This window comes from Streptomyces sp. NPDC107528 (assembly GCF_055639295.1).
This window is the reverse complement of sequence record NZ_JBVKAV010000003.1, coordinates 286,112-311,198: the sequence shown is the minus strand read 5'-3', so window position 1 is coordinate 311,198 and position 25,087 is coordinate 286,112. Positions and strand designations below refer to the sequence as shown.

At 71.9% G+C, this 25,087-nt stretch carries 22 protein-coding genes and 1 pseudogene; 6 read left to right on the top strand and 17 right to left on the bottom strand.

What is annotated here, in order from left to right:
* Positions 1 to 32 precede the first annotated feature (32 nt).
* Positions 33 to 803, top strand: coding sequence for a GNAT family N-acetyltransferase (locus tag ACZ7L5_RS11230; RefSeq protein WP_471516320.1), 771 nt, complete (start codon positions 33 to 35; stop codon positions 801 to 803).
* A gap of 14 nt (positions 804 to 817) precedes the next feature.
* Positions 818 to 1,438: pseudogene (locus tag ACZ7L5_RS11225) on the top strand (lysophospholipid acyltransferase family protein); the annotation flags it as partial.
* 249 nt (positions 1,439 to 1,687) lie between these two features.
* Here ACZ7L5_RS11225 and ACZ7L5_RS11220 read toward each other — a convergent pair.
* Together ACZ7L5_RS11220 and ACZ7L5_RS11215 are read right to left on the bottom strand one after the other, a co-directional pair.
* Positions 1,688 to 2,440, bottom strand: coding sequence for a hypothetical protein (locus ACZ7L5_RS11220; protein WP_471516318.1), 753 nt, complete (start codon positions 2,438 to 2,440; stop codon positions 1,688 to 1,690).
* 157 nt (positions 2,441 to 2,597) lie between these two features.
* Positions 2,598 to 4,931: an ATP-binding cassette domain-containing protein gene (locus ACZ7L5_RS11215; RefSeq protein ID WP_471516316.1), complete on the bottom strand. Its 2,334-nt coding sequence runs from the start codon at positions 4,929 to 4,931 to the stop codon at positions 2,598 to 2,600.
* 168 nt (positions 4,932 to 5,099) lie between these two features.
* Here ACZ7L5_RS11215 and ACZ7L5_RS11210 point away from each other — a divergent pair, with 168 nt between their 5' ends.
* On the top strand, positions 5,100 to 6,416 hold the full coding sequence (locus ACZ7L5_RS11210; RefSeq protein ID WP_471516314.1) for a phytase: 1,317 nt from the start codon (positions 5,100 to 5,102) through the stop codon (positions 6,414 to 6,416).
* A 25-nt stretch (positions 6,417 to 6,441) separates the two neighbouring features.
* Here the strand turns inward: ACZ7L5_RS11210 and ACZ7L5_RS11205 are convergent, their stop codons facing one another.
* From ACZ7L5_RS11205 to ACZ7L5_RS11180, 6 genes are all read right to left on the bottom strand, one after another.
* Complete coding sequence (locus ACZ7L5_RS11205; RefSeq protein ID WP_471516312.1) at positions 6,442 to 7,440, bottom strand: LLM class flavin-dependent oxidoreductase; 999 nt, start codon at positions 7,438 to 7,440, stop codon at positions 6,442 to 6,444.
* 34 nt (positions 7,441 to 7,474) lie between these two features.
* Positions 7,475 to 8,848, bottom strand: coding sequence for an FAD-binding oxidoreductase (locus tag ACZ7L5_RS11200; RefSeq protein ID WP_471516310.1), 1,374 nt, complete (start codon positions 8,846 to 8,848; stop codon positions 7,475 to 7,477).
* A gap of 127 nt (positions 8,849 to 8,975) precedes the next feature.
* Positions 8,976 to 10,628, bottom strand: a complete 1,653-nt coding sequence (locus ACZ7L5_RS11195; RefSeq protein WP_471516746.1) for a LuxR C-terminal-related transcriptional regulator — start codon at positions 10,626 to 10,628, stop codon at positions 8,976 to 8,978.
* A gap of 108 nt (positions 10,629 to 10,736) precedes the next feature.
* Positions 10,737 to 10,907: a 50S ribosomal protein L32 gene (rpmF, locus tag ACZ7L5_RS11190; protein WP_328877709.1), complete on the bottom strand. Its 171-nt coding sequence runs from the start codon at positions 10,905 to 10,907 to the stop codon at positions 10,737 to 10,739.
* 106 nt (positions 10,908 to 11,013) lie between these two features.
* On the bottom strand, positions 11,014 to 12,618 hold the full coding sequence (locus ACZ7L5_RS11185) for a solute symporter family protein (protein WP_471516307.1): 1,605 nt from the start codon (positions 12,616 to 12,618) through the stop codon (positions 11,014 to 11,016).
* The gene (locus ACZ7L5_RS11180) at positions 12,612 to 13,034 is read right to left on the bottom strand and encodes a DUF485 domain-containing protein (RefSeq protein WP_471516305.1); all 423 of its coding nucleotides are present in this window, start codon (positions 13,032 to 13,034) and stop codon (positions 12,612 to 12,614) included. The genes ACZ7L5_RS11185 and ACZ7L5_RS11180 overlap by 7 nt, the downstream gene beginning before the upstream one ends.
* A gap of 280 nt (positions 13,035 to 13,314) precedes the next feature.
* On the opposite strand from ACZ7L5_RS11180, the gene ACZ7L5_RS11175 reads away from it, so the two are divergent.
* A complete protein-coding gene (locus ACZ7L5_RS11175; protein ID WP_471516303.1) occupies positions 13,315 to 13,806 on the top strand; it encodes a phosphatase domain-containing protein in 492 nt (163 codons plus the stop codon).
* Positions 13,807 to 13,824: 18 nt separating this feature from the next.
* On the opposite strand, the gene ACZ7L5_RS11170 is transcribed toward ACZ7L5_RS11175, so the two are convergent.
* From ACZ7L5_RS11170 to egtA, 5 genes are all read right to left on the bottom strand, one after another.
* Positions 13,825 to 14,040 carry a dodecin gene (locus tag ACZ7L5_RS11170; protein ID WP_328877705.1) on the bottom strand — a complete coding sequence of 72 codons (216 nt, stop codon included), beginning with the start codon at positions 14,038 to 14,040 and terminating at the stop codon, positions 13,825 to 13,827.
* Between the two features lie 66 nt (positions 14,041 to 14,106).
* Positions 14,107 to 15,069 carry an L-histidine N(alpha)-methyltransferase gene (egtD, locus tag ACZ7L5_RS11165; protein ID WP_471516301.1) on the bottom strand — a complete coding sequence of 321 codons (963 nt, stop codon included), beginning with the start codon at positions 15,067 to 15,069 and terminating at the stop codon, positions 14,107 to 14,109.
* Positions 15,066 to 15,860: an ergothioneine biosynthesis protein EgtC gene (gene egtC, locus ACZ7L5_RS11160; RefSeq protein ID WP_471516299.1), complete on the bottom strand. Its 795-nt coding sequence runs from the start codon at positions 15,858 to 15,860 to the stop codon at positions 15,066 to 15,068. Before egtC ends, egtD begins: the two co-directional genes overlap by 4 nt.
* Positions 15,860 to 17,179 carry an ergothioneine biosynthesis protein EgtB gene (egtB, locus tag ACZ7L5_RS11155; protein ID WP_471516296.1) on the bottom strand — a complete coding sequence of 440 codons (1,320 nt, stop codon included), beginning with the start codon at positions 17,177 to 17,179 and terminating at the stop codon, positions 15,860 to 15,862. Before egtB ends, egtC begins: the two co-directional genes overlap by 1 nt.
* Complete coding sequence (egtA, locus tag ACZ7L5_RS11150; RefSeq protein WP_471516294.1) at positions 17,176 to 18,480, bottom strand: ergothioneine biosynthesis glutamate--cysteine ligase EgtA; 1,305 nt, start codon at positions 18,478 to 18,480, stop codon at positions 17,176 to 17,178. Before egtA ends, egtB begins: the two co-directional genes overlap by 4 nt.
* A gap of 309 nt (positions 18,481 to 18,789) precedes the next feature.
* Between egtA and ACZ7L5_RS11145 the strand changes: the two genes are divergently transcribed.
* On the top strand, positions 18,790 to 19,620 hold the full coding sequence (locus ACZ7L5_RS11145; RefSeq protein WP_471516292.1) for a TIGR02452 family protein: 831 nt from the start codon (positions 18,790 to 18,792) through the stop codon (positions 19,618 to 19,620).
* A 3-nt stretch (positions 19,621 to 19,623) separates the two neighbouring features.
* Here the strand turns inward: ACZ7L5_RS11145 and ACZ7L5_RS11140 are convergent, their stop codons facing one another.
* The 4 genes from ACZ7L5_RS11140 to ACZ7L5_RS11125 form a co-directional block, all read right to left on the bottom strand.
* Entirely contained in the window at positions 19,624 to 20,070 is a 447-nt protein-coding gene (locus ACZ7L5_RS11140) for a type II toxin-antitoxin system PemK/MazF family toxin (protein ID WP_471516291.1), read from the bottom strand.
* A gap of 59 nt (positions 20,071 to 20,129) precedes the next feature.
* Entirely contained in the window at positions 20,130 to 21,614 is a 1,485-nt protein-coding gene (locus ACZ7L5_RS11135; protein ID WP_471516289.1) for an SPFH domain-containing protein, read from the bottom strand.
* Between the two features lie 134 nt (positions 21,615 to 21,748).
* On the bottom strand, positions 21,749 to 21,967 hold the full coding sequence (locus tag ACZ7L5_RS11130) for a hypothetical protein (RefSeq protein WP_244363070.1): 219 nt from the start codon (positions 21,965 to 21,967) through the stop codon (positions 21,749 to 21,751).
* 26 nt (positions 21,968 to 21,993) lie between these two features.
* Positions 21,994 to 23,418, bottom strand: a complete 1,425-nt coding sequence (locus ACZ7L5_RS11125) for an amidase (RefSeq protein WP_471516287.1) — start codon at positions 23,416 to 23,418, stop codon at positions 21,994 to 21,996.
* A 324-nt stretch (positions 23,419 to 23,742) separates the two neighbouring features.
* Between ACZ7L5_RS11125 and ACZ7L5_RS11120 the strand changes: the two genes are divergently transcribed.
* Positions 23,743 to 25,083, top strand: coding sequence for a glycoside hydrolase family 43 protein (locus tag ACZ7L5_RS11120; RefSeq protein WP_471516745.1), 1,341 nt, complete (start codon positions 23,743 to 23,745; stop codon positions 25,081 to 25,083).
* Positions 25,084 to 25,087: the final 4 nt, after the last annotated feature.

Below are 25,087 nucleotides of genomic sequence, written 5' to 3'. Positions count from 1 at the left end.
CGCCGTCCCCGGCCCGTGACCAGGAGTAAGCCATGACCGGCGTACTGACCGTCGACCGTCCCCCGCAGCCCACGGCACCCACCCGCTACACCGTCGGCCTCGCCCGCGACGAGGAGGACGTGCGCGCCGCCCAGCGGCTGCGGCACGACGTCTTCGCCGGTGAGATGGGGGCCCAGCTGACCACCCCGCAGCCGGGCCACGACATCGACGCCTTCGACGCGTACTGCGACCACCTGCTCGTCCGTGAGGAGGTGTCCGGCCAGGTCGTCGGCACCTACCGACTGCTCCCGCCGGAGCGGGCCGCGGTCGCGGGCCGGCTGTACTCCGAGGGCGAGTTCGACCTGAGCCGCATCGACGGCCTGCGTCCGAACCTGGTCGAGGTCGGCCGCTCCTGCGTGCACCCCGACCACCGCGACGGCGCCGTCATCAGCCTCATCTGGGCCGGCATCGCCCGCTACATGGTCGACCGCGGCCACGAGTGGCTGGCCGGCTGCTGCTCGATCCCGCTGGCCGACGGCGGCAAGCTCGCGGCGGCCACCTGGGACCGGGTGCAGGACAAGCACCTCGCCCCTGAGGAGTACCGGGTGCGACCGCTGCGGCCCTGGCAGCCCACCGAGCCCGCGCCCGCCGCCCGCATGGAACTCCCGGCCCTCCTGCGCGGCTACATCCGCCTCGGCGCCTGGGTCTGCGGCGAGCCCGCGCACGACCCGGAGTTCGGGGTCGCCGACATGTACGTGCTGCTGTCGATGCGCCGGGTCAACTCGCGCTACCTGCGCCACTTCCTCTCCCTCGTCCCGGCGTGACGGACGTGGCGGCCATGAGCACCCCCTCCCTCGGTGCCGTCGGAATCCCCGCGGCGACCGCTGCCAAGGCCCAGGCGGCCGGCGTACCGGCCGCACTCGCCCATCCCGTCGAGGTGGCGACCCTCTGGCGGCCCAGCGCCCCCTGCACCCCCCAGGGGTGCGTGGACGCGACGGGACCGGCCAGAGCCGTGCCCCTTGCCGTCCTGCGGATCGCGGCGGTCCTGCTCCTGCTGATCATCGGGTTCCTGCTCAGCCCGCTCGGGGGGCGGATACCCGGCGGACTGGTCCGGCGCTGGTCCCGCTGGGTCGTCCGGGCCGCCGGCGTCCGGGTACGGATCGACGGCGGCGCCGCGCCCGACGGCGGGCTGCTGCTCGTCGCCAACCACGTCTCCTGGCTGGACATCCCGCTGCTCGCCGCCGTCCGTCCGGCCCGGATGCTCGCCAAGTCGGAGATCAGGGACTGGCCGGTGGCGGGGTGGATGACCGCCCGCAGCGGTGCCCTGTTCATCGACCGGGACCGGATCCGCGCCCTGCCCGGCACGGTGGCCCGGATCACCGAGGCGTTGCGGGCCGGCGACGCGGTCGCCGTCTTCCCCGAGGGCAGCACGTGGTGCGGCCGCACACAGGGCTACTTCCGCCGGGCCGCGTTCCAGGCAGCCCTCGACGCGGGCGTCCCGGTCCAGCCGGTCCGCCTGCGCTACCGGGCGGCCCAGGGCACGCCCAGCACGGCGGCCGCGTTCGTCGGCGCGGACTCGCTCCTCACCTCGGTGTGGCGGGTCGTGCGGGCACGCGAGCTGGTCGCGGAGGCGGAGGTGCGGGAGCCGATGGCACCGGGCAGCCACCCGGACCGCCGCTCTCTGGCCCGGGCGGCCGAGGTGTCCGTACTACTGAGGGCGCATCAGCCGGAGGTCCTCGCCCCAGGCGTCCAGCACCGCCCCGTGGCCCTCGCGGCGGGCCGAGGCCTCCACGCGGGCGAACAGCCCTCGCTGGACCGCCACGTCGCCGGTCGCGGAGATACGGTCCACAGCTCCCAGCAGGGCGTCGCCGTCCCAGCCCGGCAGCGGATGACGGGCAAGCTCCCAGCGTAGGTACTTGTTGTACGGGCGGGGGCGCCGATCGAGGGCGAAGAGCAGCTCCAGCAAGTGCCCCACGCTGTCGGTGGCGTCGAGCCGGGCGGCGAGCGGCTCACCGACACGGTCGTTCACCGAGCGGTAAAGGGAGTTGGCGTAGGCGTCCAGCCGACTGCCCGCGGCCCGGAACGCCTCGTCGGCGTTGAGCCGTGCCTTGGCGGCGAGGATCTCAGCGATCCCCCCGAAGTCCGCGATCCCTCCGGCGGGCCGGTCGAGTACGATCCGCGCCCGGGCGAGGGCATAGCGCTCGTGCCCCGGCATTCCGGCTGCCCGGAACTCGGCGAGGGAGACGATCACCAGATCCAGTCGCGACGTGCGGTGACCGGTGAAGCGACGGAGGTCCGTCGCCGCGCCGTCCGCGAGGACGACGTACAGATCGTGGTCGGAGTGCTCGGTGGCCATGCCGTCATGGGCCCGCGAGCCCTTGAGGACGAGGCCGACGACAGCGGGGTCGGCCATGGCGAGCGCGACGAACGCGTCGTAGGTCAGGCACTGCTGCGCGGTCATGCGTGAATCTCCGGTGGGTCGGCGACGGGTATGCCTGCCGGGGGCGGCCACAAAAGGTCCGGGCGCCCACACGGTCCGCGTCGGCACACGCCGACGCGCGGAGGATCAACGCACGGGGTCACTCTACGACTCTCAAGTGCCGTGTCGCCAAAGGCGGTTACGGCATGACACGGGCCAGATACGGAGCTGTGGCGCTCCCCTCCGCCCGAGCCACGCCCACCGGCGGCCCCGCCGCCACGATCCGTCCGCCCGCGTCACCCCCGCCCGGCCCCAGGTCGATCACCCAGTCCGCGCCCGCCACGACGGACATGTCGTGCTCGACCACGACCACGGTGTGCCCGGCGTCGACGAGCCCGTGCAGCTGGCGCATCAGCACCTCGACGTCGGCCGGGTGGAGTCCGGTCGTGGGCTCGTCGAGGAGGTAGAGCGTGTGGCCGCGCCGTCCGCGCTGCAACTCGCTCGCCAGCTTGATGCGCTGGGCCTCGCCGCCGGACAGCTCGGTGGCGGGCTGCCCGAGACGCAGATAGCCGAGGCCCACGTCGAGCAGGGCGCCGAGACTGCGGGCCACTGCCGGGGTGTCCGCGAAGAACTCCGCCGCCCCCTCGACCGTGAGGTCCAGCACCTGCGCGATGTTCCGCCCCCGGTACGCAACTTGGAGCGTCTCGGGGTTGTAGCGGGCCCCGCCGCAGTCGGGGCACGGCGCGTACGTGCTCGGCAGGAACAGCAGCTCCACGCTGACGAACCCCTCGCCCTGACAGGTCTCGCACCGTCCTCCCGCGACATTGAAGGAGAACCGCCCGACGCCGTAACCACGGGCCCGTGCCTCGTCGGTGGCCGCGAACACCTTGCGTACGACGTCGAAGAGACCGGTGTAGGTGGCGAGGTTGGAGCGCGGGGTGCGGCCGATCGGCTTCTGGTCGACCGAGACCAGGCGGCCCACACCCGCCAGTTCCTCGGTGATCTCGCCGATGAGCGTGGACTTGCCCGAACCCGAGACGCCGGTGACGGCTGTGAACACGCCGAGCGGGAACTCGGCGGTCACCCCGCGCAGGTTGTGCCGGGTGACCGGACCTACCTTCAACTGGCCGTGCGATGCACGCACTTGGCGCGCGGCGGCAGGCGAGCCGTCGAACAGGAACCGCGCCGTGGCCGACTCCGTGACCCCCGCCAGCTCCGCCACCGGCCCGCTGTGCAGCACCTGCCCGCCGTGCTCGCCCGCCTGCGGTCCCACGTCGACCAGCCAGTCCGCGCCGCGCATGACGTCGAGATGATGCTCGACCACGAACACCGTGTTCCCGGCCGCCTTCAGCCGCGCCAGCACCGTCAGCAGCGCCTCGGTGTCCGCCGGATGCAGCCCCGCGGACGGCTCGTCGAGGACGTACACGACACCGAACAGCCCGGACCGCAGTTGCGTCGCGAGCCGCAGGCGCTGCAGTTCGCCCGCCGAGAGCGTGGGCGTGGCGCGGTCAAGACTCAGATAGCCGAGGCCGAGCTCGACGACGGGCCCGATACGGGACTTGAGGTCCTCGGTGAGGACACGGGCCGCCTCCGAGGAGCCACCTTCCAGCAATCCCGCCAGCTCCGTGAGCGGCAGTGCGGCCACATCGGCGATCGTCCGGCCGCCGAAGGTCACCGCCAGCGCCTCGGGACGCAGCCTGCTGCCGCCGCACGCCGGACAGGGCGCTGCGGCGAGGAAACGCTCCGCCTTCGTCCTGAGGGTCGGGCTCTTGGAGTCGGCGAAGGTCTTCATGACGTACCGGCGGGCGCTCATGTACGTGCCCTGGTACGGGCGTTGGATGCGGTCGGCGTCGCGCACCGGGTGCACGGTGACGACCGGCTGCTCGTCGGTGAACAGGATCCACTCCCGCTGCTCGGCGGGCAGCTCGCGCCAGGGCCGGTCGACGTCGTGGCCGAGCGCGTCGAGGATGTCGCGCAGGTTCTTGCCCTGCCAGGCACCGGGCCACGCCGCGATCGCGCCCTCCCGGATGGACAGCCCCGGATCGGGGACCAGCAACTCCTCGGTCGTACGGTGCACTTGCCCGAGCCCGTGGCACTGCGGGCACGCCCCGGCCGCCGTATTCGGTGAGAAGGAGTCCGAGTCGAGCCGCTCGGCGCCCGGCGGGTAGTCGCCCGCCCGGGAGTACAGCATCCGCAGGGAGTTGGAGAGGTTGGTGACCGTGCCGACGGAGGAGCGGGACGTCGGCGCCGAGCGGCGCTGCTGGAGGGACACGGCGGGCGGCAGCCCGGTGATCTCGCCGACCTTCGGCGCGCCGACCTGGTGGATCAGCCTGCGCGCGTACGGCGCCACCGACTCGAAGTAGCGGCGCTGGGCCTCCGCGTAGATCGTGCCGAAGGCGAGCGAGGACTTCCCCGACCCGGACACACCGGTGAACACCGCCAGCACGTCCCGTGGGATGTCGACGTCCACGCCCCTGAGGTTGTGCTCACGGGCGCCGCGGACGCGGACGTAGGGGTCGTGCGGGGAAGGCATGGGTGAGGGCTCCGGAAGGTGTGCGTCGGCGTCGTGGGCAAACTCCGCAATTCTAAACGAACGGGGCGCTCGGGCCGTATGAGCCACCTGCTGTTCACGATGCCGTCGGCTCGCCCACACCGGCCCCCCATACCGTCTCGCCAGTCTCTCTTCCTACCGAGGAGTATCGTGAGCGCCTCAGCTCTGAGCACTCTCACCGCCGCGCTGCTGATGGTCACGGGCGCGTCCGCCCCGCAGCCGGTCTCCGTCTCCGCCCGCGTGGAGACCCCCGCCGTCCACGACGACACGGCGGGCGGCAACGCCGACGCCGACGACCCGGCCGTCTGGGTCGACCCCCGCGACGCGGGCCGCAGCCTCGTGATCAGCACCCTGAAGGAGGCCGGCCTCGACGTCTACGGCCTCGACGGCAAGCGGCTCCAGCACATCGCCGCGCCCGCGGCACCCGGCGAGGACGCCGCCCCCGGCCGCTTCAACAACGTCGACGTCGTGTACGGCTTCGAACTGGGCGGCAAGAAGACCGACCTCGCTCTGGTCAGCGACCGCGGCCGGGACCGAGTCCGGGCCTACGCGATCGACCGGGCCGCGGTGGCGGCGGGCAGGCCCCCGCTGAAGGACGTGACCGCGGTCGGCGTCGCGCCGGTCTTCTCCGCGAGCGAGCCGGAGGTCGACGACCAGCGCACCGCCTACGGGCTGGCCGCCTTCAGCGACGACGACAACGCCTACGTGGCCGTGTCGCGCCGCTCGGAGACCCGCGTACGGCTGCTGCAGCTGGAGGACCGCGACGGCCGCGTCGGCTACCAGGCCGAGGACACCCTCGACCTGCCCGGCTCCTTCACACTGCCGAACGGCAAGAGCTGGACGCCGTGCGCCGACCCCGGCGACCACGCGCAGGTCGAGGGCATGGTCGTCGACCAGGAGGAGCACGTCCTGTACGCCGCCCAGGAGGACGTCGGGCTGTGGCGGGTCGACCTCGACGACGAGGAGTTCGGCCGCCCCGAGCTGATCGACCGGGTGCGGGAGTACGGCACTCCGTGGACGTACGACGCCGAGGAAGAGGAGTGCGTCATCGACACCGCGGGCGACCCCGGCTTCGGCGGTGAGCACCTGAGCGCCGACGCCGAGGGCGCCACGATCTACCACGCCGCCGACGGCAAGGGATACCTGCTCGCCTCCAGCCAGGGCGACAACACCTTCGCCGTGTACGAGCGCCAGGGCCGCAACGCCTACCTCGGCTCCTTCACCGTCACGGACAGCGCCGCCACCGACGGGGTGCAGCACTCCGACGGCGCCGCCGTGGTCAACGTGCCGCTCGGCCGCTCGTTCCCCAAGGGGCTGCTCGTCACCCACGACGGCGAGGCCGCGCCCGCCGACGGGGACCGGGAGGGCACCAACTTCAAGTTCACGCGGTGGGACTCGGTGGCGACCGCGTTCCCGAAGCCGCTGACGATCGACACCAAGTCGTTCGACCCGCGCGACACGGACTGACGCCCCGGCCGGCGGCTCGCGCGGATCACGCAGAGATGATCCGGGCGAGCCGCCGGTAGGAGTCCACCAGCGCCGCACGGTCGTACGTGCTCGTCGTGACCAGCACCTCCTGTGCCTCGGTCTCCTTCAGCACCGTCTCCAGCTCGTGCGCGACCTGCTCCTCGGTGCCCGCGATGTGCCCGGCGAGGCCGCCCTCGTAGAAGCCGCGCTCCTTGTCGGTCATGGCCAGCGCCTCGACGCGCTCGGCGGGAGCCAGCGGCGGGAACGTGCCGTGCGTGCGGGAGTACGCCATGGCCCAGGCCTCCGGCACGAGCAGCCGCCGGGCCTCCTCGGGCGTGCCGGCCACCGCGATCGAGCCGGAGATGACGACGTACGGCTCACCGGCCCACGCGGAGGGCTGGAAGCGGTCGCGGTAGTGATCGATCCCGCGCCGCATCTTCTCCCGGTTCCGCAGATCACCGATGACCATCGGCAGCCCGGCGCGGGCCGCGATGTCCGCGCCCTCGCCCATCGCCAGCACGAACGGCGGCACGGTGAGTCCCTCGGCGGGGCGCGCGTGCACGCCGGTCGGCGAGGTGCCGCGGAACCAGTCGAGCAGCTCCCCGATCTGCGCCGCGAAGTCCTCGGCGTCCCCCTTGTCCCGCCCGAGCGCCTTGCGGACACCGTCCGTGAATCCGACCGACCGCCCGAGCCCCATGTCGATACGGCCGGGGAAGAGGGACTCCAGCACCCCGAACTGCTCGGCCACGACCAGGGGTTGGTGGTTGGGCAGCATCACCCCGCCGGTGCCGACCCTGATGGTGCGGGTGGCGGACGCCACAGCGGCGGCCAGGACGGTCGGCGCGGACCCCGCCACGCCCGGCACGCCGTGGTGCTCCGAGACCCAGACGCGGTGGTAGCCCAGCTCCTCCAGCTCCCGCGCCAGCCGTACGGTGTCACGCAGCGCTTCTCCGGTCGGGTGGCCCTCGCGGGTGCGGGAGCGGTCGAGGACGGAGAAGCGGGCCTGGGCGATCGCGGAGCTCATACCGGGTTCAACACCTGGGAGCCCGCAGGATTCCTCACGGTGCGACGTTGTGGTTCAGACGGAACAGGTTGCCCGGGTCGTGGCGCCGTTTCAGATCCCTGAGACGGTCGTAGTTCGTCCGGTAGTTGGCCCGTACGCGGTCCTGGTCGTCGCCGTCCATGAAGTTCACGTAGCCGCCGCCCATGGAGTGCGGTTCGAGCGCCCGGTGGAAGGCGTGCACCCAGGCCTTGCGGTCCTCGCATTCCTGCCGGGTGGTGAGCGTGGGGCTGAGCGCGATCGAGTAGTCGGCGTCCCGGTAGGAGAAGGCGGTCTCCTCCGGTCCGACACGTTGGCAGGCCCCGTCGATGGGGAAGACGACCGTGACGCTCTGGATCGAGGGCGTGGTGGCGCCGTACTCGACGAGGGCGTCGACGGCTCCCTCCGGCAGGCCCTTCGTGAAGCTGCCCTTCCAGTAGTGGTAGAGCCCGGCGGGCACCAAGTCGTCGAAGAGGGTGTTGATCACGGGGTAGGGCATGCGCTCCAGGTGCCGGCCCAGCACCGGCCCGAGTGCGGCGACCCGGTCCCGGATCCGGTCGTCCTCGTCCTGCGGGCCGCTCCAGCAGGCGACCACGCCGCACATCGGCTGCCCGTGCCGGCGCTCGGGCAGGAACGGCACCGGCGGTCCGAGCCCCACGACGAGGACGGCTCCGAGGCGTTCGTCCGCCTCGGCGACCAGTTCCCGGTACCGGCGGATCACGTCGGCGTCGAGCGGGAAGAACGTGGGCCCGCCCAGGATGTCGGCGACGGGGTGCAGCCGGAACGCGAAGGACGTGACGACGCCGAAGTTCCCGCCGCCTCCGCGCACCGCCCACATCAGATCGCTGTGCTGGTCGTCCGTGCAGGTCAGGAAGGATCCGTCGGCCGTCACCAGATCCACCGAGACGAGGTTGTCGCAGGCCAGACCGCAGCGCCGGGCCAGGTGGCCCATGCCGCCGCCGGTCGTCAGACCGCCCACGCCGGTCGTGGAGACGACCCCGCCGGTGGTGGCCAGCCCGAACGCGTGCGTGGCGTGATCGACGTCCGCCCAGGTGCAGCCGCCCTCCACCCACGCCGTGCGGGCGCCGGGATCGACGCGGACCCCGCGCATCCGGCCCAGGTCGAGGACGACCCCGTCGTCACACGTGCCGTGGCCGGGGACGCTGTGACTTCCGCCGCGCACGGCGAGCGGCAGGCCCTGCTCACGGGCGAAGTCCACCGTGGCGACGACGTCGCCCGCGTCGACGGCCCGCACGATGACGGCCGGCCGCTTGTCGTGCATGGCGTTGTAGACCTTGCGTGCCTCGTCGTAGGCCGGGTCGCCGGGCACGACGACGTCGCCGCGCAGCCGGTCCGTCAGCCGGTGGTCGAGGGTCGCTGTGGAGGTGGTCATGGCGGCCGCTCTCCGTTCCTGTGCCGGGAGGGATACACCACCGGTGTACGCGCGCGCAGGGGCCGTGCTCATCGCCGGAATCGCCCATCCAGGGGGAGCGGGGCATGGGCGGAACGGCCCATACGTGTCACGCGATGCCGTGCCGGTACGCGTACCCCGTCGCCGCCGCCCGCGAGGACACCTCGAGCTTGGCGAAGATGTTGTTCAGATGCCGGGCGACGGTGTGCTCACTGATCACCAGCTCCGTCGCGACGGCCCGGTTCGTGCGGCCCGCCGCGACCAGTCGCAGCACCTGGATCTCCCGCTCGGTGAGCCCACCGGGCCGCCCCGGGCGCACATCGGCGAGCAGAGCGGCCGCCCGGAGCGCGTCCGGTACGGCGCCGAGCTGCCGGAACACCTGCTCGGCTGCCCGCAGTTCCATCCGGGCACCCTCACCGTCCCCGGCGGCCCGGTCGGCGGCGGCCAGCGTCATCCGCACCTGGGCGGCCTCGTACGGCACCCGCAGCTCCAGCCAGAGCGTCAGCGCCAGGCGCAGCCGGGGCAGTGCCCGGTCGAGGTCCCGGGCCGCGAAGGCCACCGCGCCGGACGCCGTGGCGGCGCTCGCGTGCAGGAGAGTCGTCTGCGAACCGCACCGCCGCTGCCAGTCGCGGGCCAGGGAGCCCAGCTCCTCGGCTGCCGTGCGTGCCTCGGCCGTCCGGCCCAGCGCCAGGCACACCTCCACCTGGGCAGCCAGCAGTCCGCTCCGCGTGATACCGCCCGCCTCGACCGTGCCCGCAAGCCGCAGGGCGGCAGCCGCGGCGTCGGCCTTGCCCTGGGCCTGCCGCAGCAGGGCGAGGCCGGGCTGTGGGTCGCGGCCGAGCTCATGGGCGCGGCCGTACGACCGCTCGGCCGCCGTGAGCTCGCCGCGCCGGCGGTGGATCTGGCCGACCACGTAGACCGCCTCGGCGGCCATCCGCGCCTCGTACGGCAGCAGTTCCTCGCAGGTCCGCTCGGCCTCGGTCAGCGCTTCGTCCCAGCTGCCCCGCAGCTCCAGCACCTCGACCCGGTGCACCCGGCACAGTCCCCGGAAGTTGTTCTCGGCCGGCATCGCCGCGCACCACCGCATGGCCGCGTCGGTCCATTCGGCGGCGCGGCCCAGATCGACGCAGGCCATGGACTGCTGCAGGCCCAGGCAGTAGACCCAGCCGGTGAAGAAGGAGCTGAGCTCACCCGCCATGGCCGAGCACATCGCCTCGTCCAGCAGATCGAGCCCCTCGCGGACGCGCCCCTGGGCCACCAGCACACCCGCCTGCGCCTGGATGCCCATGGCGAGCAGATCCGGGCTGCCGCGGCGCCGCGCCATCCCTGCCATGCGCCGGGCGGCAGCCATCGCCTCGTCGAACGCGCCGCGCCGCTGAGCGTCCTCCGCGTCGACCCAGGCGAGGTAGCACTGCTCGACACACTCCGGCTCACCACCCAGGTGCCGCCGGGCCCGGCCCAGCCAGCCGGCGGCCACGGCCGTACGTCCCGCCAGTTGGTGCTCGTAGAACAGCAGCCACGCCGAGTGGCCCGCCTGCCGGGCGGCCCCCGCCGTGACATATCCGGAGTAGGCCCGCGTCCGCCCGGCGATCGACTCGTCGACACGGCCGGTCCACCAGGCGGCGTCGGCGAACGCGGCGCAGTCGTCGGGGGTGAGCAGGCCGGCGTCCAAGCTGCTCAGCAACCGGTGTGCCTCGGCCCACGCCTCACGCGCGGCGGCATCCCTGGCCTGCCGCAAGGTGTCCGCGGCCGCCCTGTCCATCGTCCGCTCGGTCACCAGCGGCTCCCTTCTCGCGCTCTGCGAGCAGGACCGGCCCTCCACCAGGATAGGCAGGACGGCGGCGGGGGAGTCGGCCTACGTCCACCCTGGTCAGCCCTCGGGGCGCAGCAGCCCGCGCTCGTACGCCTTCACCAGGTGCTGCGGCACGAGGTGGCTGACGCCCGCGATGGTGACGGGCACGAGCTGCGGTGTGTTCGCCTTCCACTGGGCGCGGCGGTGGCGGGTGTTGCTGCGGGACATCTTCCGCTTGGGGACAGCCATGACGGACCTCCTCGGTGGGTGAACACCGAGGAGGCTATATGAAAATGGATCCCATTAACAATTGCGTCCGCCGGTCATGCCCGCGCGGGAGCGCTGCTCCTGGGAGTCACTCGCTGGCGCCCACCAGCATCCGTACCTCGAACTCCTCGTAGGCGGCGTCGTCCCGGGGTTGTCGGCGGTGGCTCAGCACCGTGCCGAGCCAGCCGAGGAAGAAGCCCGCGGGGATGGAGACGATGCCGGGGTTCTGGAGCGGGAACCAGGCGAAGTCCGAGTCCGGGTAGAAGGAGCCGGGGCTGGCGGAGACCACCGGGGAGAACAGCACCAGCAGGACCGAGCACACCAGGCCGCCCCAGAGGCTGAGCAGCGCCCCCTGGCCCGTGAAGCGGCGCCAGAAGAGGGTGTACACGATCGTCGGCAGGATCGCGGACGCCGCCATCGCGAAGGCGAGGAAGGCGAGCGTCGCTGTGTTGGCGCCCCAGGAGACGAGGGCGAGCATCATGGCGAGGACGCCGATGACGACCGCGGACAGCCGGGCGACCATCAGCTCCTCGGTCTCGCTCGCACGCCCCTTGCGGATCACCTCGCCGTACAGGTCGTGGGCGAGGGACGAGGCGGCGGCGAGGGTGAGGCCGGCCGCGACCGCGAGCAGCGTGACGAACGCGAGGCAGGACAGCAGCGCGGTGAGGATGCCGCCGCCCAGGGCGTTTGCGAGGAGAAGGACGGCCGAGTCGCCCTTGTGGTCCGTCTCCGCGATGGTCTCCCGGCCGACGATGGCGGTGGCGCCGAGGCCGAGCACGCCGGCCGCGAGGCAGACCAGACCGACCAGGCCCACCGCCCATACGACGGAGGAGCGCAGTACGTCGATCCTGCGCGGCGCGAGCAGGCGCATCAGCACGTGAGGGAGTGCGGCGAGGCCCAGGACGATCGCCAGTTCCAGGCTGAAGAAGTCGAGCTTGCTGGTGGTGCTGACGCCGTAGCGCAGTCCGGGTTCGAGGAACTGGGTGCCGGTGCCGCTGTGGTTCGCGGCCGCGGACAGCAGGGCGCCCGGGTTCCAGTCGTAGTGGTTGAGCACCATGACGGCGGTGACCGTCACGCCCGCCACCAGCATCACCGCCTTGATGATCTGAATGACGGTGGCGCCGGGCGCGCCGCCGATCGCGGCGTACACGATGACGACCGTGCCGATCACGATCACGCACAGGGTCCGTGTCGCGGCGCTGGGTTCGCCCGTGAACTGGGTCAACAAGGCGATGCTGCCGACGAGTTGGGCGACGAGGTAGAGCGTCGTGATGGCGAGGGTGCAGATCGCGACGGCGATCCTGACCGGGCGTTGCATCCGGGGCAGTCGCAGGGCCAGTGTGTCACCAAGGGTGAACTTGCCCGCCCGGCGCAGGGGTTCGGCGATGAGCAGCAGCACCATCATCCAGGCGACGACGGTGCCGCCGAGATACAGCAGGCCGTCGTAGCCGTTGAGCGCGACCAGTCCGGTGCTGCCGAGCAGGGTCGCGGCCGACAGGTAGTCGCCGCACATCGCGAGGCCGTTGCGCAGCGGGGACATGGTGCGGTTGCCGAGGTAGAACTCGCTGATCTCGTCCCGCTGAGGGGCTGTCAGTAGCGCCATGAACAGCGTGACCACGACCACCGTGAGGAACAGCACGAACGTCAGGTTGAGGCTGAACCTGTCGACGATGCCTGCGGACACGGTCACCACGCGCGGTGCCCCCCGGCCTCGCCGTGCGGCGCCGCGGCGCGGGGTGATCCCAGCTCCTGCTGCCGCAGGCGCGAGGCCAGGCCACGGGCCAGCGGGTCGACCCGGGTGCGCATGTGCCGTACATAGCACCAGGCCGTCACACCCATCACGACGAACTGGCCGAGACCCAGCGCGAGGCCGAGGGTGAGGTTGCCGGTCAGACGTTGGTTCATCAGGGCCGGAGCGGTGTGCGACAGCAGTACGTACAGCAGGAATCCGCCGACCGACAGGATCGTCGCGCGCACGCCGAACCTGCGCTGGGCGCGGCGAAGTGAGTGGAATTCGGCGTCTTCGGATATGCGTTTGTACGGTACGGGACCATTGACCGGAGAATTGGATGTGAGGGAATTGTCGTGCCATGGTGAAAACTCGGGCACAGGCGCACCTTCTTCGCTGCGGCATGCCGAACACACTGGGGCGTGCGGGCCTGATGGGGACGGGTGGCGGTTGGCGAAAGCCAGAAGCCGGAGTATGACAGCGCTCTCTTTGAGCAATCAACCGGCGACGTGAATTGCCGCCCCGCGGTGGCGCATTCGGCCCTCTTGTTTTTCCGGCGATCAGGTGAAGCGCGCGGATAACGGCTTTCGGTGAATTAGTCCGGACCATGCCTTCGGGTCGGACCGTTTCACATCAGGGCCCCGGATTAGAGTGAGGGACGTGACCGACAGCAACGACCGCCCCGTCGCCGTGTTCGACCTGGACAACACCCTCGCCGACACGGCGCACCGTCAGCACTTCCTGGAGCGCAAGCCGCGTGACTGGGACGGCTTCTTCGCGGCCGCCCCGCACGACCCGCCCCTAGCGGAAGGTGTCGCGCTGGCGCTTGAGAGCGCGCAGGAGTGCGAGGTCCGCTATCTGACCGGGCGGCCCGAGCGCTGCCGGCGTGACACACTCGACTGGCTCGCCGCGCACGGGCTGCCCGAGGGACGCGTGTACATGCGGCGCGACGACGACCGGCGGCCCGCCCGGCGCACCAAGCTGGAGACCCTGCGCCGCCTCGCCCGGACCCACGAGATCCGGGTCCTGGTGGACGACGACGAGTTGGTCTGCGAGGACGCCGAACGGGCCGGATTCACCGTCGTACGGGCACGCTGGTCCGCCCCCTCCGCGGCGCTGAAAGTGGCGCAGGAGCGGGAGGGGCGGACCTGAGGGGAGGCGCCGGGCCTGCTACCCGGCCTCGTCCAGGCGGAAGCCGACCTTCATGGTCACCTGCCAGTGCGCGATCTGCCCGTCGTCGAGCTGGCCGCGCACCTCGGTCACCTCGAACCAGTCCAGGTTGCGCAGCGTCTGTGAGGCACGCTCGATGCCGTTGCGGATGGCCTGGTCCACGCCCTCCGGCGAGGTGCCGACGATATCCGTGACCCGGTAGGTGTGGTTCGACATGTGGGTGCTCCTCTCACACGCGTCACTCCACGGTGCCCCAAGGAGGGGCATCGCGCGAGCCGTCCGTCACCGCGCCACGCTGAGTGACAGCGCGAAGCGACCCTCGACGTCCGTCCACCAGTGCGCCAGCTCCAGCCCGGCCGCCGAGAGTTCCGCGCGGACACCCTCCTTCCGGAACTTCGCCGACACCTCGGTGCGCATGTCCTCGCCCGCCGCGAAGTCGACGGCGAGGCCCAGCGCGGGCACCTTCACCGTCTGCGCCGTACGGGAACGCAGCCGCATCTCGATCCACTCCTGGTGCGCGTCCCACACCGCGACGTGGTCGAAGGCGGCCGGATCGAAGTCGGCGCCCAACTCGCGGTCGATCACCGCCAGGACGTTCTTGTTGAACGCGGCCGTCACCCCGGCCGCGTCGTCGTACGCCTCGACCAGGACCCTCTCGTCCTTGACCAGATCCGTGCCGAGCAGCAGCGCGTCACCCGGGGAGAGCAGGGACCGCGCCGAGGCGAGGAACGCGGCACGCTCGGCCGGCAGCAGATTGCCGATCGTGCCGCCGAGGAACGCCACCAGCCGGGGCCCCGGCGTGTCCGGCAGCGCCAGGCCGCCGGTGAAGTCGGCGATCAGCGCGTGCACGTCCAGCTCCGGGCGCTCCTTGATGAGGGCATGCCCGGCCAGGGTGAGCGCGCTCTCGCTGACGTCGACGGGGACGTAGGTGTGCAGTCCCGTCAGCGCGTCGATCAGGTACCGCGTCTTCTCCGAGGAGCCGGAGCCCAGTTCGACCAGCGTGCGGGCACCGGTGGCCGCGGCGATCTCGCCGGCCCGGTCGACGAGGATCTCCCGCTCGGCGCGCGTCGGGTAGTACTCGGGCAACTCGGTGATCTTCTCGAACAGTTCGCTGCCCTGCGCGTCGTAGAACCACTTCGGCGGCAGCGTCTTGGGCGTGCTCGTCAGGCCCTTGAGGACGTCGGCGCGCAGTGCGGCGTCGGTGGCGTCCTCGGGCAGGGTGCGAGTGAGAAGGAACGGACTCACGTGCGGGGCTCCTTCGGTGGTGCGGAGGGTTGCGGGGGGTCGCTCGGATCCTTCAGCGGGGTGAGCAGCACGTCGGTGCCGCTCGCCACCAGGAGGGTCCGGTCGGGGACCTCCTGCCAGTGCGGATCGTCGTCGTAGGGCTCGGAGGCCACGACGGTGCCGTCGCCGGGCCGGGTCAGATGGAAGAGGGTGTCGCCCCAGGCGGTCGCGGCGATGGTCTCACCGTTGGTGAGCAGCAGGTTGAGCCGGGAACCGGGGGCCGCCTCGGCGACCTCCAGGACCGTGTCGGCCAGCGCCTGCCCCTCGTCGTCGCCGCCGCGCAACCGCGCCAGGACCAGCGCCCATACGAGCGCCGAGTCGTTGCGGGCCTCCATCGACAGCACGTCCAGCGCGGGCAGGGTCGGGACGAGCGGCGCGAGCGAGCCCGGCCAGCCCTTCACCGCGCCGTTGTGGCTGAACAGCCAGGGACCCGCGGCGAACGGCGCCGCCGCGGCCTCCTGATCGGCGCCCGGCAGCGTCGCGTCCCGTACGGCGGCCAGCAGCGCGCCGCTGCGTACGACCCGGGCCAGATCGGCGAAGGACGGATCCGCCCAGATGGGCCCGGCCCGGCGGTACCGCGCCGGCACCGGGTCGCCCTCCGCGTACCAACCGACCCCGAAACCATCGGCGTTGACGGTCCCGTACCGCTGCCGCCGAGGCGCCCACGACTGGCGGTACAGGCCGTGCGGGGGGTCCACCAGGAGTGTGCCGAGCGGCTCCTCGGGGCCCAGATAGGCCAGGTGACGGCACATCAGGCGTCCCCCGCGGACCGGGCCGTACGGAACCCGGAGAAGATCTGCCGACGGATCGGATAGTCCCAGTTGCGGAAGGTGCCCCGGCAGGCCACCGCGTCCACGGCGAACGCGCCGCCGCGCAGCACCTTGTACTCCGGCCCGAAGAACACCTCCGAGTACTCCTTGTACGGGAACGCCTGGAAGCCCGGGTACGGCAGGAAGTCGCTCGCCGTCCACTCCCACACATCCCCGATCAACTGCCGTACACCGAGCGGAGATTCGCCCTCCGGATAGCTGCCGGCGGGCGCGGGGCGCAGATGCCGCTGACCGAGGTTGGCGTGCTCCGGTCCGGGATCGTCGTCGCCCCACGGGTAGCGCATCGAGCGGTCCCCGGCCGGGTCGTGGCGGGCGGCCTTCTCCCACTCGGCCTCGGTGGGCAGCCGGCGCCCGGCCCAGCGGGCGTAGGCGTCCGCCTCGTACCAGCACACGTGCAGGACGGGCTCGTCGGGCGGCACCACCTCCGTGACGCCGAAGCGGCGGCGGAGCCACTGCTTGCCGTCCTGGCGCCAGAACAGCGGCGCGTGGATCGAGTTCCCGCGGATGTGCGCCCAGCCCTCCGGCGTCCACCAGCGGTCGTCGTCGTAGCCGCCGTCCTCGATGAACGCCTTGTACGCGGCGTTCGTCACAGGTGTGGTGTCGATGTAGAACGGCGGCACCTCGCGCCGGTGCGCCGGGCGTTCGTTGTCCAGCGCCCACGGCTCGGTCGAGGTGCCCATCGTGAACGGGCCGCCGGGGACCAGGACTTCCGACGGTCCCGTCAGCAGGGGCGCCGGTTCCGGGTCCGGCGCCGTCAGGGCCTGTGGGCCCTTGCGGAGCTGATGGGTGATCAGCATCGTCTCGTCGTGCTGCTGCTCGTGCTGCGCGATCATCCCGAAGGCGAAGGCCGCCTCGGTCAGCCGCGTCCCGTGGAACGCGGTGCTCTCCAGCAGGTCCAGGACCCGTCCGCGCACCTCGGAGGCGTAGTGACGGGCCTCGGTCGGCGGCAGCAGCGGCAGGGTGGGGCGGGCGGCGCGAGGGTGCTCGAAGGCGTCGTAGATGCCGTCGATCTCGGGCCGCATCGCCTCCCGCCCGGCGACCGTCCGGAGCAGCCACTGCTCCTCCTGGTTGCCGATGTGCGCGAGGTCCCACACCAGCGGGGACATCAGCGGCGAGTGCTGGGCGGTGAGGTCGGGGTCCTCGACACAGGACGTCAGCAGGGTCGTCCGGGCACGGGCGGTGGTGAGGGTGGTCAGTGCCCGCTCCCGGAGCGTGTCGGCGTCGTGGGCGGGGTCGGTCATGTCCGGTTGTCCTTCCCGTGCAGGGTGCGGTCCGTGCCGTAGAGCTCGTCCAGCAGGTCGTCGGCGGGGCAGCGGCCCTTGCTGACATAGCGGTCCCGGTACGCCGCGACGGTGTCCGTGACCTCGGTCGTGGCCCCCAGGCGGGGCAGGGCCTCCAGCGCTGCCGCGAAGCAGGTGTCCGCCACCTCCTGCAACTCCGGGTCGGCGAGGCCCGAGCGGGCCGCGTCGAGCCACAGCGGATTGTGCGGGGCGGGCAGCGACAGGCCGCGCTCGGCCAGCGGCTTCACCGCGCGGTAGGCGGTCTCGGCGGCCTCGGGGTCGTCGAAGAGAGCCGTGGCCACGGCGAGCGGCACGATCCACCCGTCCTCGCCCGGCTGCGCGTCGATCATGCGCAGTTCCAGATGGCCCCGCGGTCTGACCGGCGGGAACAGTGTCGTCAGGTGATAGTCGAGGTCCTCCTGCGTCGGCGGCCTCGGCGCTCCCGACCTGGTCCACTCCCGGAACGTCAGCCCGTCCGGGACGTCCCACGGGCCACCGTCCCGCCGCACGCACATCACCGGCGCGTCCAGGACGTGCCGCGCCCAGGCGACCCGCGGGTCGCCGTCCAGCGGAGGTGCGCCCGCGCGGCCCGGGCCTATCTCCATCCACAGCAGCTGCCGGGTGGACAGCCAGCCCGTGGGCTCGTTCCCGGCCAGTGGGGAGTTGGCGAAGGCGGCGACCAGAACCGCGCCCAGCTGGTGTGCCAGCCACCAGCGCCGTCCGTGCCCGAGCGGGCCGGGCTCCTCGTATCCGGAGTCCAGGCACACCTGAACGGAAGCCGAGGTGCACATCATGGCGCGGCCGGCCGGGCCTGCCCGGTCCAGGTACGCCTCCATGGCGTCATAGCGCGGCTGGCGCAGGAAACGGCGGGGCGAGTGCCAGGGATCATTGCCCATGCCGACCAGACCGAGGCTGTGCTCGCGCAGCACCGCGCGGGCGGCGTCGAGGTCGGCGGAGACGGTACCGATGCACTCCATCAGCGAGGCGGCGGGCGGGGAGCTCAGCTCCAGCTGACCGCCGGGTTCGACGGTGAGCGCCGACCTCAGGGGCACGGTCCGTAGTGCGGCGTAGGCCGCTTCGAGTCGTTCGGGTGTCACGGGGAGCTGCGGGCCGCGCAGCTCATGGACGAGCCATTCCACTTCGACCCCGAGGGCGCGGGGCGGGCCCGTCTTGAAGCAGATGCCCCTGACCAGGGCCTCCACCTCGGCTTCGGTGACTGCGGAGCGCGGCTGCTCCGTACAGTCGCTCACCGAATCTGACATGTCGTGGATCCTCCTGAGAGTCCAGATGCCACCCGGCCCGGACCTTGTGGGCGGGCCGGCACACTCGTCCCACCCAAGACCCTCGCGTCGCTTCGCACAAGGGCGCGAACCGGCATGTTCCGGGTGCGTAATCTTTGCTCTCCGGGCGTTGGCGGGGGCTTTCCCCAGCGTTCTCGGTCGGCTGTCGGCCCGGGAAATTCTGTTGCACCGCATGACCAGCATCGCTCAGGATGCCTGCATGAGCACGACGGGGGAGATCGCGTGCAGCCGACGCGGTCGCACGGTCATGGCGCGCACGGGGGTGGCGCCATGAGCGCGCGCCTGCGCGGCATCGCGCAGCAGACGCAAGAGATCGTGGCGGCGGGGAGGTACCGCGCGCCGGACGGCTGCGAGGTGTCCCTCGCGGCGGCGATCGAGGCGGCGCGGGAGGGCACCCGGATGTACGGGCCGGACCCGGTGCCGGTGCCGGTTCCTCAGGACCCTGAAGGGGAGACGTTCTTCGAGGTCACGGGCGAGAGCAGCCTGGAGGCGGCCCGTCGCCTCGGGGCCTGGACAGCCGTACTGAACTTCGCCTCGGCCCGCAACCCCGGAGGCGGCTATCTGAACGGCGCCCAGGCCCAGGAGGAAGCCCTGTGCCGCGCCTCGGCGCTGTACACCGCCTTGCTCGGCGCCCGCGCGTTCTATGACCACCATCGGGCCCACCGCGACCCGTTCTACACCGACCGTGTCATCCACTCACCCGGCGTGCCCGTCTTCCGCGACGACCGCGGCAGCCTGCTGGACGCCCCGTACCTGGCGGGCTTCCTGACAGCCGCCGCACCGAACGCGGGCGTCATCCGGCGTACGGCCCCGCAGCGCACGGCCGAGTTGCCGGGCGCCCTCGCGACCCGGGCCGAGCGGGTGCTGGAGACGGCCCTGGTGCACGGGTACCGACGCCTGGTGCTCGGTGCCTGGGGCTGCGGAGTGTTCCAGAACGACCCGGCGCAGGTGGCAGGCGCGTTCCGGGGGCTGCTCACGCCCGGCGGGCGGTTCGCCGGGGCCTTCGAGCACGTGGTGTTCGGCATCCTGGACCGCACGCCGGACAGCCCGGTGCGAGCCGCGTTCGTCCGGGCGTTCCCCGAGGGGCAGCTCCAGCGGTAGCGCTCAGGTCCAGCCGTAGCGCTCGTGCAGCCGGTGCCTGACCAGGTTGAACCGCCCGCGGTCCAGGGCGCACGCCTCCCGGCGCATGCCCTGTTCGTGCAGGCGGAGGATGCGGTCCACGTCGACCCAGGAGTCGCGCCCCGTCCGGTCCCACGGCCCGCTGCCGATGGCGACCCACTCACGGTCCCCGTCGTGCCGCTTGCTGGACAGCTGCACCGCGAGGAACGTCCCGCCGGGCTCCCGGGCCACCACGAGCACCGGCCGGTCCTTGCCCCGCCCGTCGTTCTCCTCGAAGGGCACCCAGGTCCAGACGATCTCCCCGGGGTCGGGGTCGCCGTCGTGCGCGGGGGAGTACTCGGTGCGCACCTTGCCGACCTTGCGGGGATCGGCCTCGGTCGTGGCGGAGGGGCCGAACCGGCCCGGGACGTATCCATCGGTGGAGATGCTCACGGGGGCACCCTAGAGGCTGCCCCCGCGAACACGTCCGCCGGGTCACTTCTCGCACCGGGTCACTTCTCGCGACTGGTCACTTCTCGTCCAGGCACCTTCTGGGCGAGCCCGTTGAGCGAAGAACCCTCGTTCGGCACCTGCCCGTTCTGGTTCATCGACGCGAGCAGCCGGCGGGCCAGCCCCAGTCCCGTACCGCCCATGGTGAGCGCCTTGGCGAACATGTCCGCCATGCCGTCGGCGCCGTTGAGCAGCACCATGTTGTCGACGCTGCCGAAGGCGGACGCGCCGGCCCGGACGATCTCCGGCCAGTTCTCGGCGAGTTGCTGCGCGACCACGGCCTCCTGGTTCTCGGCGAGGGCGGCGGCCCGGGCCTTGATGGCCTCCGCCTCCGCGAGCCCTTTGGCCTTGGCCGCTTCGGCCTGCGCGAGGCCCTTGGCCTGTGCGGCGGCGGCCTCCGCCTCGCCGGTGGCGCGAGTCGCGGCGGCCGTCGCCGTGCCGCGCGCCTTGGTCGCCTCGGCCTCGGCGCCGGCCGCCGTCTTGACCCGGGTCGCCTCGGCGGCGGCTGCCAGCTCCGTCTCCTTCGCCTTGGCCTGCGCCGCCGAGATCCGCGCGTCGCGCTCGGCCTCGGCCAGGGTGCGCTTCTCGTAGGCCTGCGCGTCGGCGGGTTTGCGGACGTCGGCCTGGAGCTGCTGTTCCCGCCGGTGCGCCTCCAGTTCGGCGACGCGGGTCTCCTGGACGACGACCTCCTGCCGGGCCGCCGCGTCGGCGAGCGGACCGGCCTGCCGGGCCTTGGCGCCCGCCTTGTCGCGCTCGGCCTGGTATCCGGCCTGGAGGATCTCGCTGTCCCGGGTCGCCTCGGCCATCCGCGCGTAACTCTGCTGCTCCGCCTCGGTGGCGAGCCGGTTCGCCTCGGCCTGCGCGATCCGCGCGTCCCGCTGCACGGCCGCCGCGTGCGGCATGGCCAGGTTCTGGATGTACCCGGTGGGGTCCTCGATCTCGTGGATTTGCAGCGAGTCGACGATGAGCCCGAGCTTCTCCATCTCGGTACCGCACGCGGCCCGCGTCTGCCCGGTCAGCTTCTCCCGGTCGCGGATCATGTCCTCCACGGTCAACCCGCCCACGATGGACCGCAGATGACCGGCGAAGACGTTGTGCACCCGCTCCGACATCAGCTTCTGCTGGTCCAGGAAACGACGGGCCGCGTTGGCGATCGACACGAAGTCGTCGCCCACCTTGAATATGACCACGCCCCGCACCTTCAGCGGAATGCCCTGGTGCGTCACACAGTCCACCTGCAACTCGGTCTCGTTCAGGTCGAGCGACAGCTTGCGCACCGCCTGCACCCCGGGCAGCACCAGCGTGCCCCGCCCGGTGACGATCCGAAAGCCCATGCCCTCCTCTAGGCCCTCGGTGCGGTGCTTGGAACCGGAGATGACCAGCGCCTCGTTGGGTTCGGCGACCCGCCACATCATCTTGAACAGACCGATCAGAACGAGGACGGCGGCTACCGCCACCCCCGCAACGACGCCGACAACCATCGGCATACGCCCCCTTTGGATGGTGCCCTTTCGGCACCGAACGAATGGGAGTGTGCGCCTGTGCGCCACGCAGGTACAGGGGTTGACGCATCCTTGCCGCAACCTTGACGCAGACGGCTCTCACCTGCGAAGGAGCGGGCTCAACTGTCGTATGCAGCCTGGACGTAGACGGTCCGCGGCGGCTGGTACTCCACCACCATCACCACCGTGCCGCGTTCGATACGGTCGCTGCCGGTGGCCGGATAGGCGAGGAAGTGCTCGGCGCCGCCGCGCACCCGCACGATCACCTCGCCGACGAGCCCGGGTCCCACCGTGCCGGTGACCCGCCCCATGAGCCCGACCATCGACGCATCGTCCATTGTCACAGGGTAGGTCCTGCGTCCGCTCAGACGACCGGGGCGGGAACGGTCTCGCCCTGCTGCGGCGGCCACAGCTCGTGCCAGCGCAGCTCCGCCTCCAACTGCGCGGCCAGCGAGATCAGCAGGGGCTCGCTGTTCGCCGGCCCGAGCAACTGGGCGCCTACGGGCAGACCGTCCACGAACCCGGCCGGGACGTTCACACCGGGCCAGCCCAGCACGTTCCACGGCCACGCGTAGGGACATGCGGCGATCATGGCCCGGTCGGTGGCGAAACCGCCGAGTTCGAGCATCGCGCCGATACGGGGCGGGGGAGCGGCCGTTGTGGGCGCGAGGACCACGTCGTACGACTCGTAGAACGCGCCGATACGACGGTGCAGCACCGCCTCCGCGCGCCGGGCCGCCCGCAGCGGGACCCCGCCGAGGAGCCGGCCCAGCCGGGCGGCGTCCCGGGTGCGCCGGTCGAGCAGCGCGGGGAAGGGCGCCGCGCTCGCCCACTCGGCGATGCCCACCGTCGCACGCGGGATGAAGGTCAGCCCGATCTGGCCGTACGGCGGATCGGCCTCCTCGACGTAGTGCCCCAACGCGCTCAGTTTCTCGGCGAGTCGGACGACCCTGGCCCGTACCTCCGGCTGCAGCCGGGCGGGCAGAGCGGTGAACGGCGGCTTCAGGGAGAGCGCGATGCGCAGCCGTCCGGGTTCGCGGCCGACCGCCTCCGAGGCGTCCACCGCGGGCGGGCGGTGCGGGTCGAGGTCGTGGTTGCCGGCGGCGGCGTCCAGCAGGAGGGCCGCGTCGGCCACCGTACGGGCGAGGGTGCCGTTGACCGTGATGCCCTGGAAGGACTCGCCGCGCGGCCAGGTGGAGACACGTCCGCGCTGCGGCTTGATGCCGATCAGATGCGTCCACGATGCCGGGATCCGCACCGAACCGGCGCCGTCCGAGCCGAGCGCGGCGGGCACCAGACCGGCGGCCACGGCGGCCGCCGAACCGCCGGACGAGCCCCCCGGCGTGTGGTCCGAGTGCCACGGGTTGCGGGTCGCGCCGAAGGCCGGTCCCTCGGTGAACGGCCACTGCCCCAGCTCGCAGGTGTTCGTCTTGCCCACGATCACCGCCCCGGCCGCGCGCAGCCGCCGTACCGCCTCACCGTCCTCGGCGACCGGAGGGAACTCGCCGCAGCAGCCGAACGCGGTCGGCTCGCCCGCCACGTCCATGTCGTCCTTCACCGCGACCGGTACGCCCAGCAGGGGTCGACGTCCGCCGGCGGCGAGTTCCGCGTCGGCGGCCTTCGCCTCGGCGAGGGCGGCCTCGCCCCGGACCACCCGGAAGGCGTTGAGGGACCCCTGGGTCGCCTCGATCCGCGCGAGCGCCTCCGCGACGAGCGTCTGCGACGTCACCTCCCCGTCGGCCAGCGCACGGGCGGACTCGGCGAGGCCTACGGCACGGTCGGGTGTCATACGGGCACCTCCGGGACGACGTTGTCTACCGAACAGTAACCTCCGGGGCCCGCCGGTGGAACGACTTCGGAAACGGGGGGAGTCCGATTGGGGGAGCGCCGACGGAGTACAGGCTTCCCACAGGCCTCTCCCGCTTCGTGCGCGAAGCATTGACGAGGCCTGGTCCCACCTCTACCGTCTGATCGCCTCACCGAACTGTGTTCGGTATTTCGCACACAGGTGTAGGCCGTGTGAGCCCCTGAGCCCCTGAATCCCTGAACGTCATGGAGAGCCGCCGTGACCCCACCGCCGTCCAGACCGTCCCGCCGCACCCTGCTGCGCGCGATGGCCGTCCTGCCCGCCTCGGCCCTCGCGCTGGGTGAAGCTCCCGGACTGCTCGGTACCGCCCTGGCCGCCGCACCGCCGAGCGGCACGGCCACCCGGTACACGATCGTGCCGTTCCTGAACAGCAACGACGGGACCGTGAACGTCTACCAGTCGGACGACGCCACCGACTTCCGTCTGGCGAAGGCCTCCGCCTACACGCCGCCGAGCAACCGCATTCGCGACGCGAGCATCATCAAGCACACCAACGGCTACTACTACGTCACCTACACGACCCACACCTGGCAGGACACCAGCACCACCATCGGCTTCGCCCGCAGCACCGACCGGCTCAACTGGACGTTCCTGTACGACTACACCGTCCCGATCGCGGGCCTCTCCCGCGCGTGGGCGCCGGAGTGGTTCGTCGACAGCGACGGCAGCGTGAACGTCATCGTGTCCTGCTCGACCACCAACGACGAGTGGATCTTCACGCCGTATCTGCTGAGGGCCACGAACTCCGCTCTCACGGCGTGGAGTTCACCGGTGGCACTGTCCGGCATCGGCGCGAACCACATCGACACGTTCATCGTGAAGCTGGGCTCGACCTACCACGCCTTCACCAAGAACGAGACGACGAAGTACATCGAGTACGCCACGGCGTCGAGCCTCACCGGCCCCTACACGATCTCCCGCACCGGCGACTGGGCGGGCTGGGGCAGCTACCGCGAGGGCCCCGCACTCGTCCAGCTCGACAACGGCGGCTGGCGGCTCTTCTTCGACGGCTACGGTGACGGCACGTACTACTACAGCGACAGCTACGACACCTTCGCGACCTGGTCGGACCCGGCCGCCCTGCCCGCCGTCTCCGGAACGGCCCGCCACTTCACGGTCATCAAGGAGACCGTCTCGGGCGGCCCGGCCCTGGCGAAGAACGTCACCCGTTCCTTCCAGTCGGCCAACTACACCACCCGCTACTGGCAGGCACAGTCCTCCCTGCTCGACCTCCCGGTGGTCAGCGGCTCCAGCACGACCGCCGAGAAGCAGTCATCGACCTTCACGGTGGTGCCCGGCCTGGCCGACGCGAACGGCTGCTCCTTCCGGGACTCGTCCGGCAAGTACCTCCGCCACTGGGACTTCCGAGCCCGCTTCGACACCAACGACGGCACGTCGACGTTCGCGAGAGACGCCACGTTCGTTGCCCGCACGGGCACATCGAGCGGCTCGCTCCGCTTCGAGTCGTACAACTACCCCGGGTACTACCTGCGCCACTACAGCTATCAGCTGCGGGTGGAACGGGCGGACGGGACGGAGCTGTTCCGGCAGGACAGTTCGTTCGTGCCGGTGACGGCTTGGGTCTGACCTG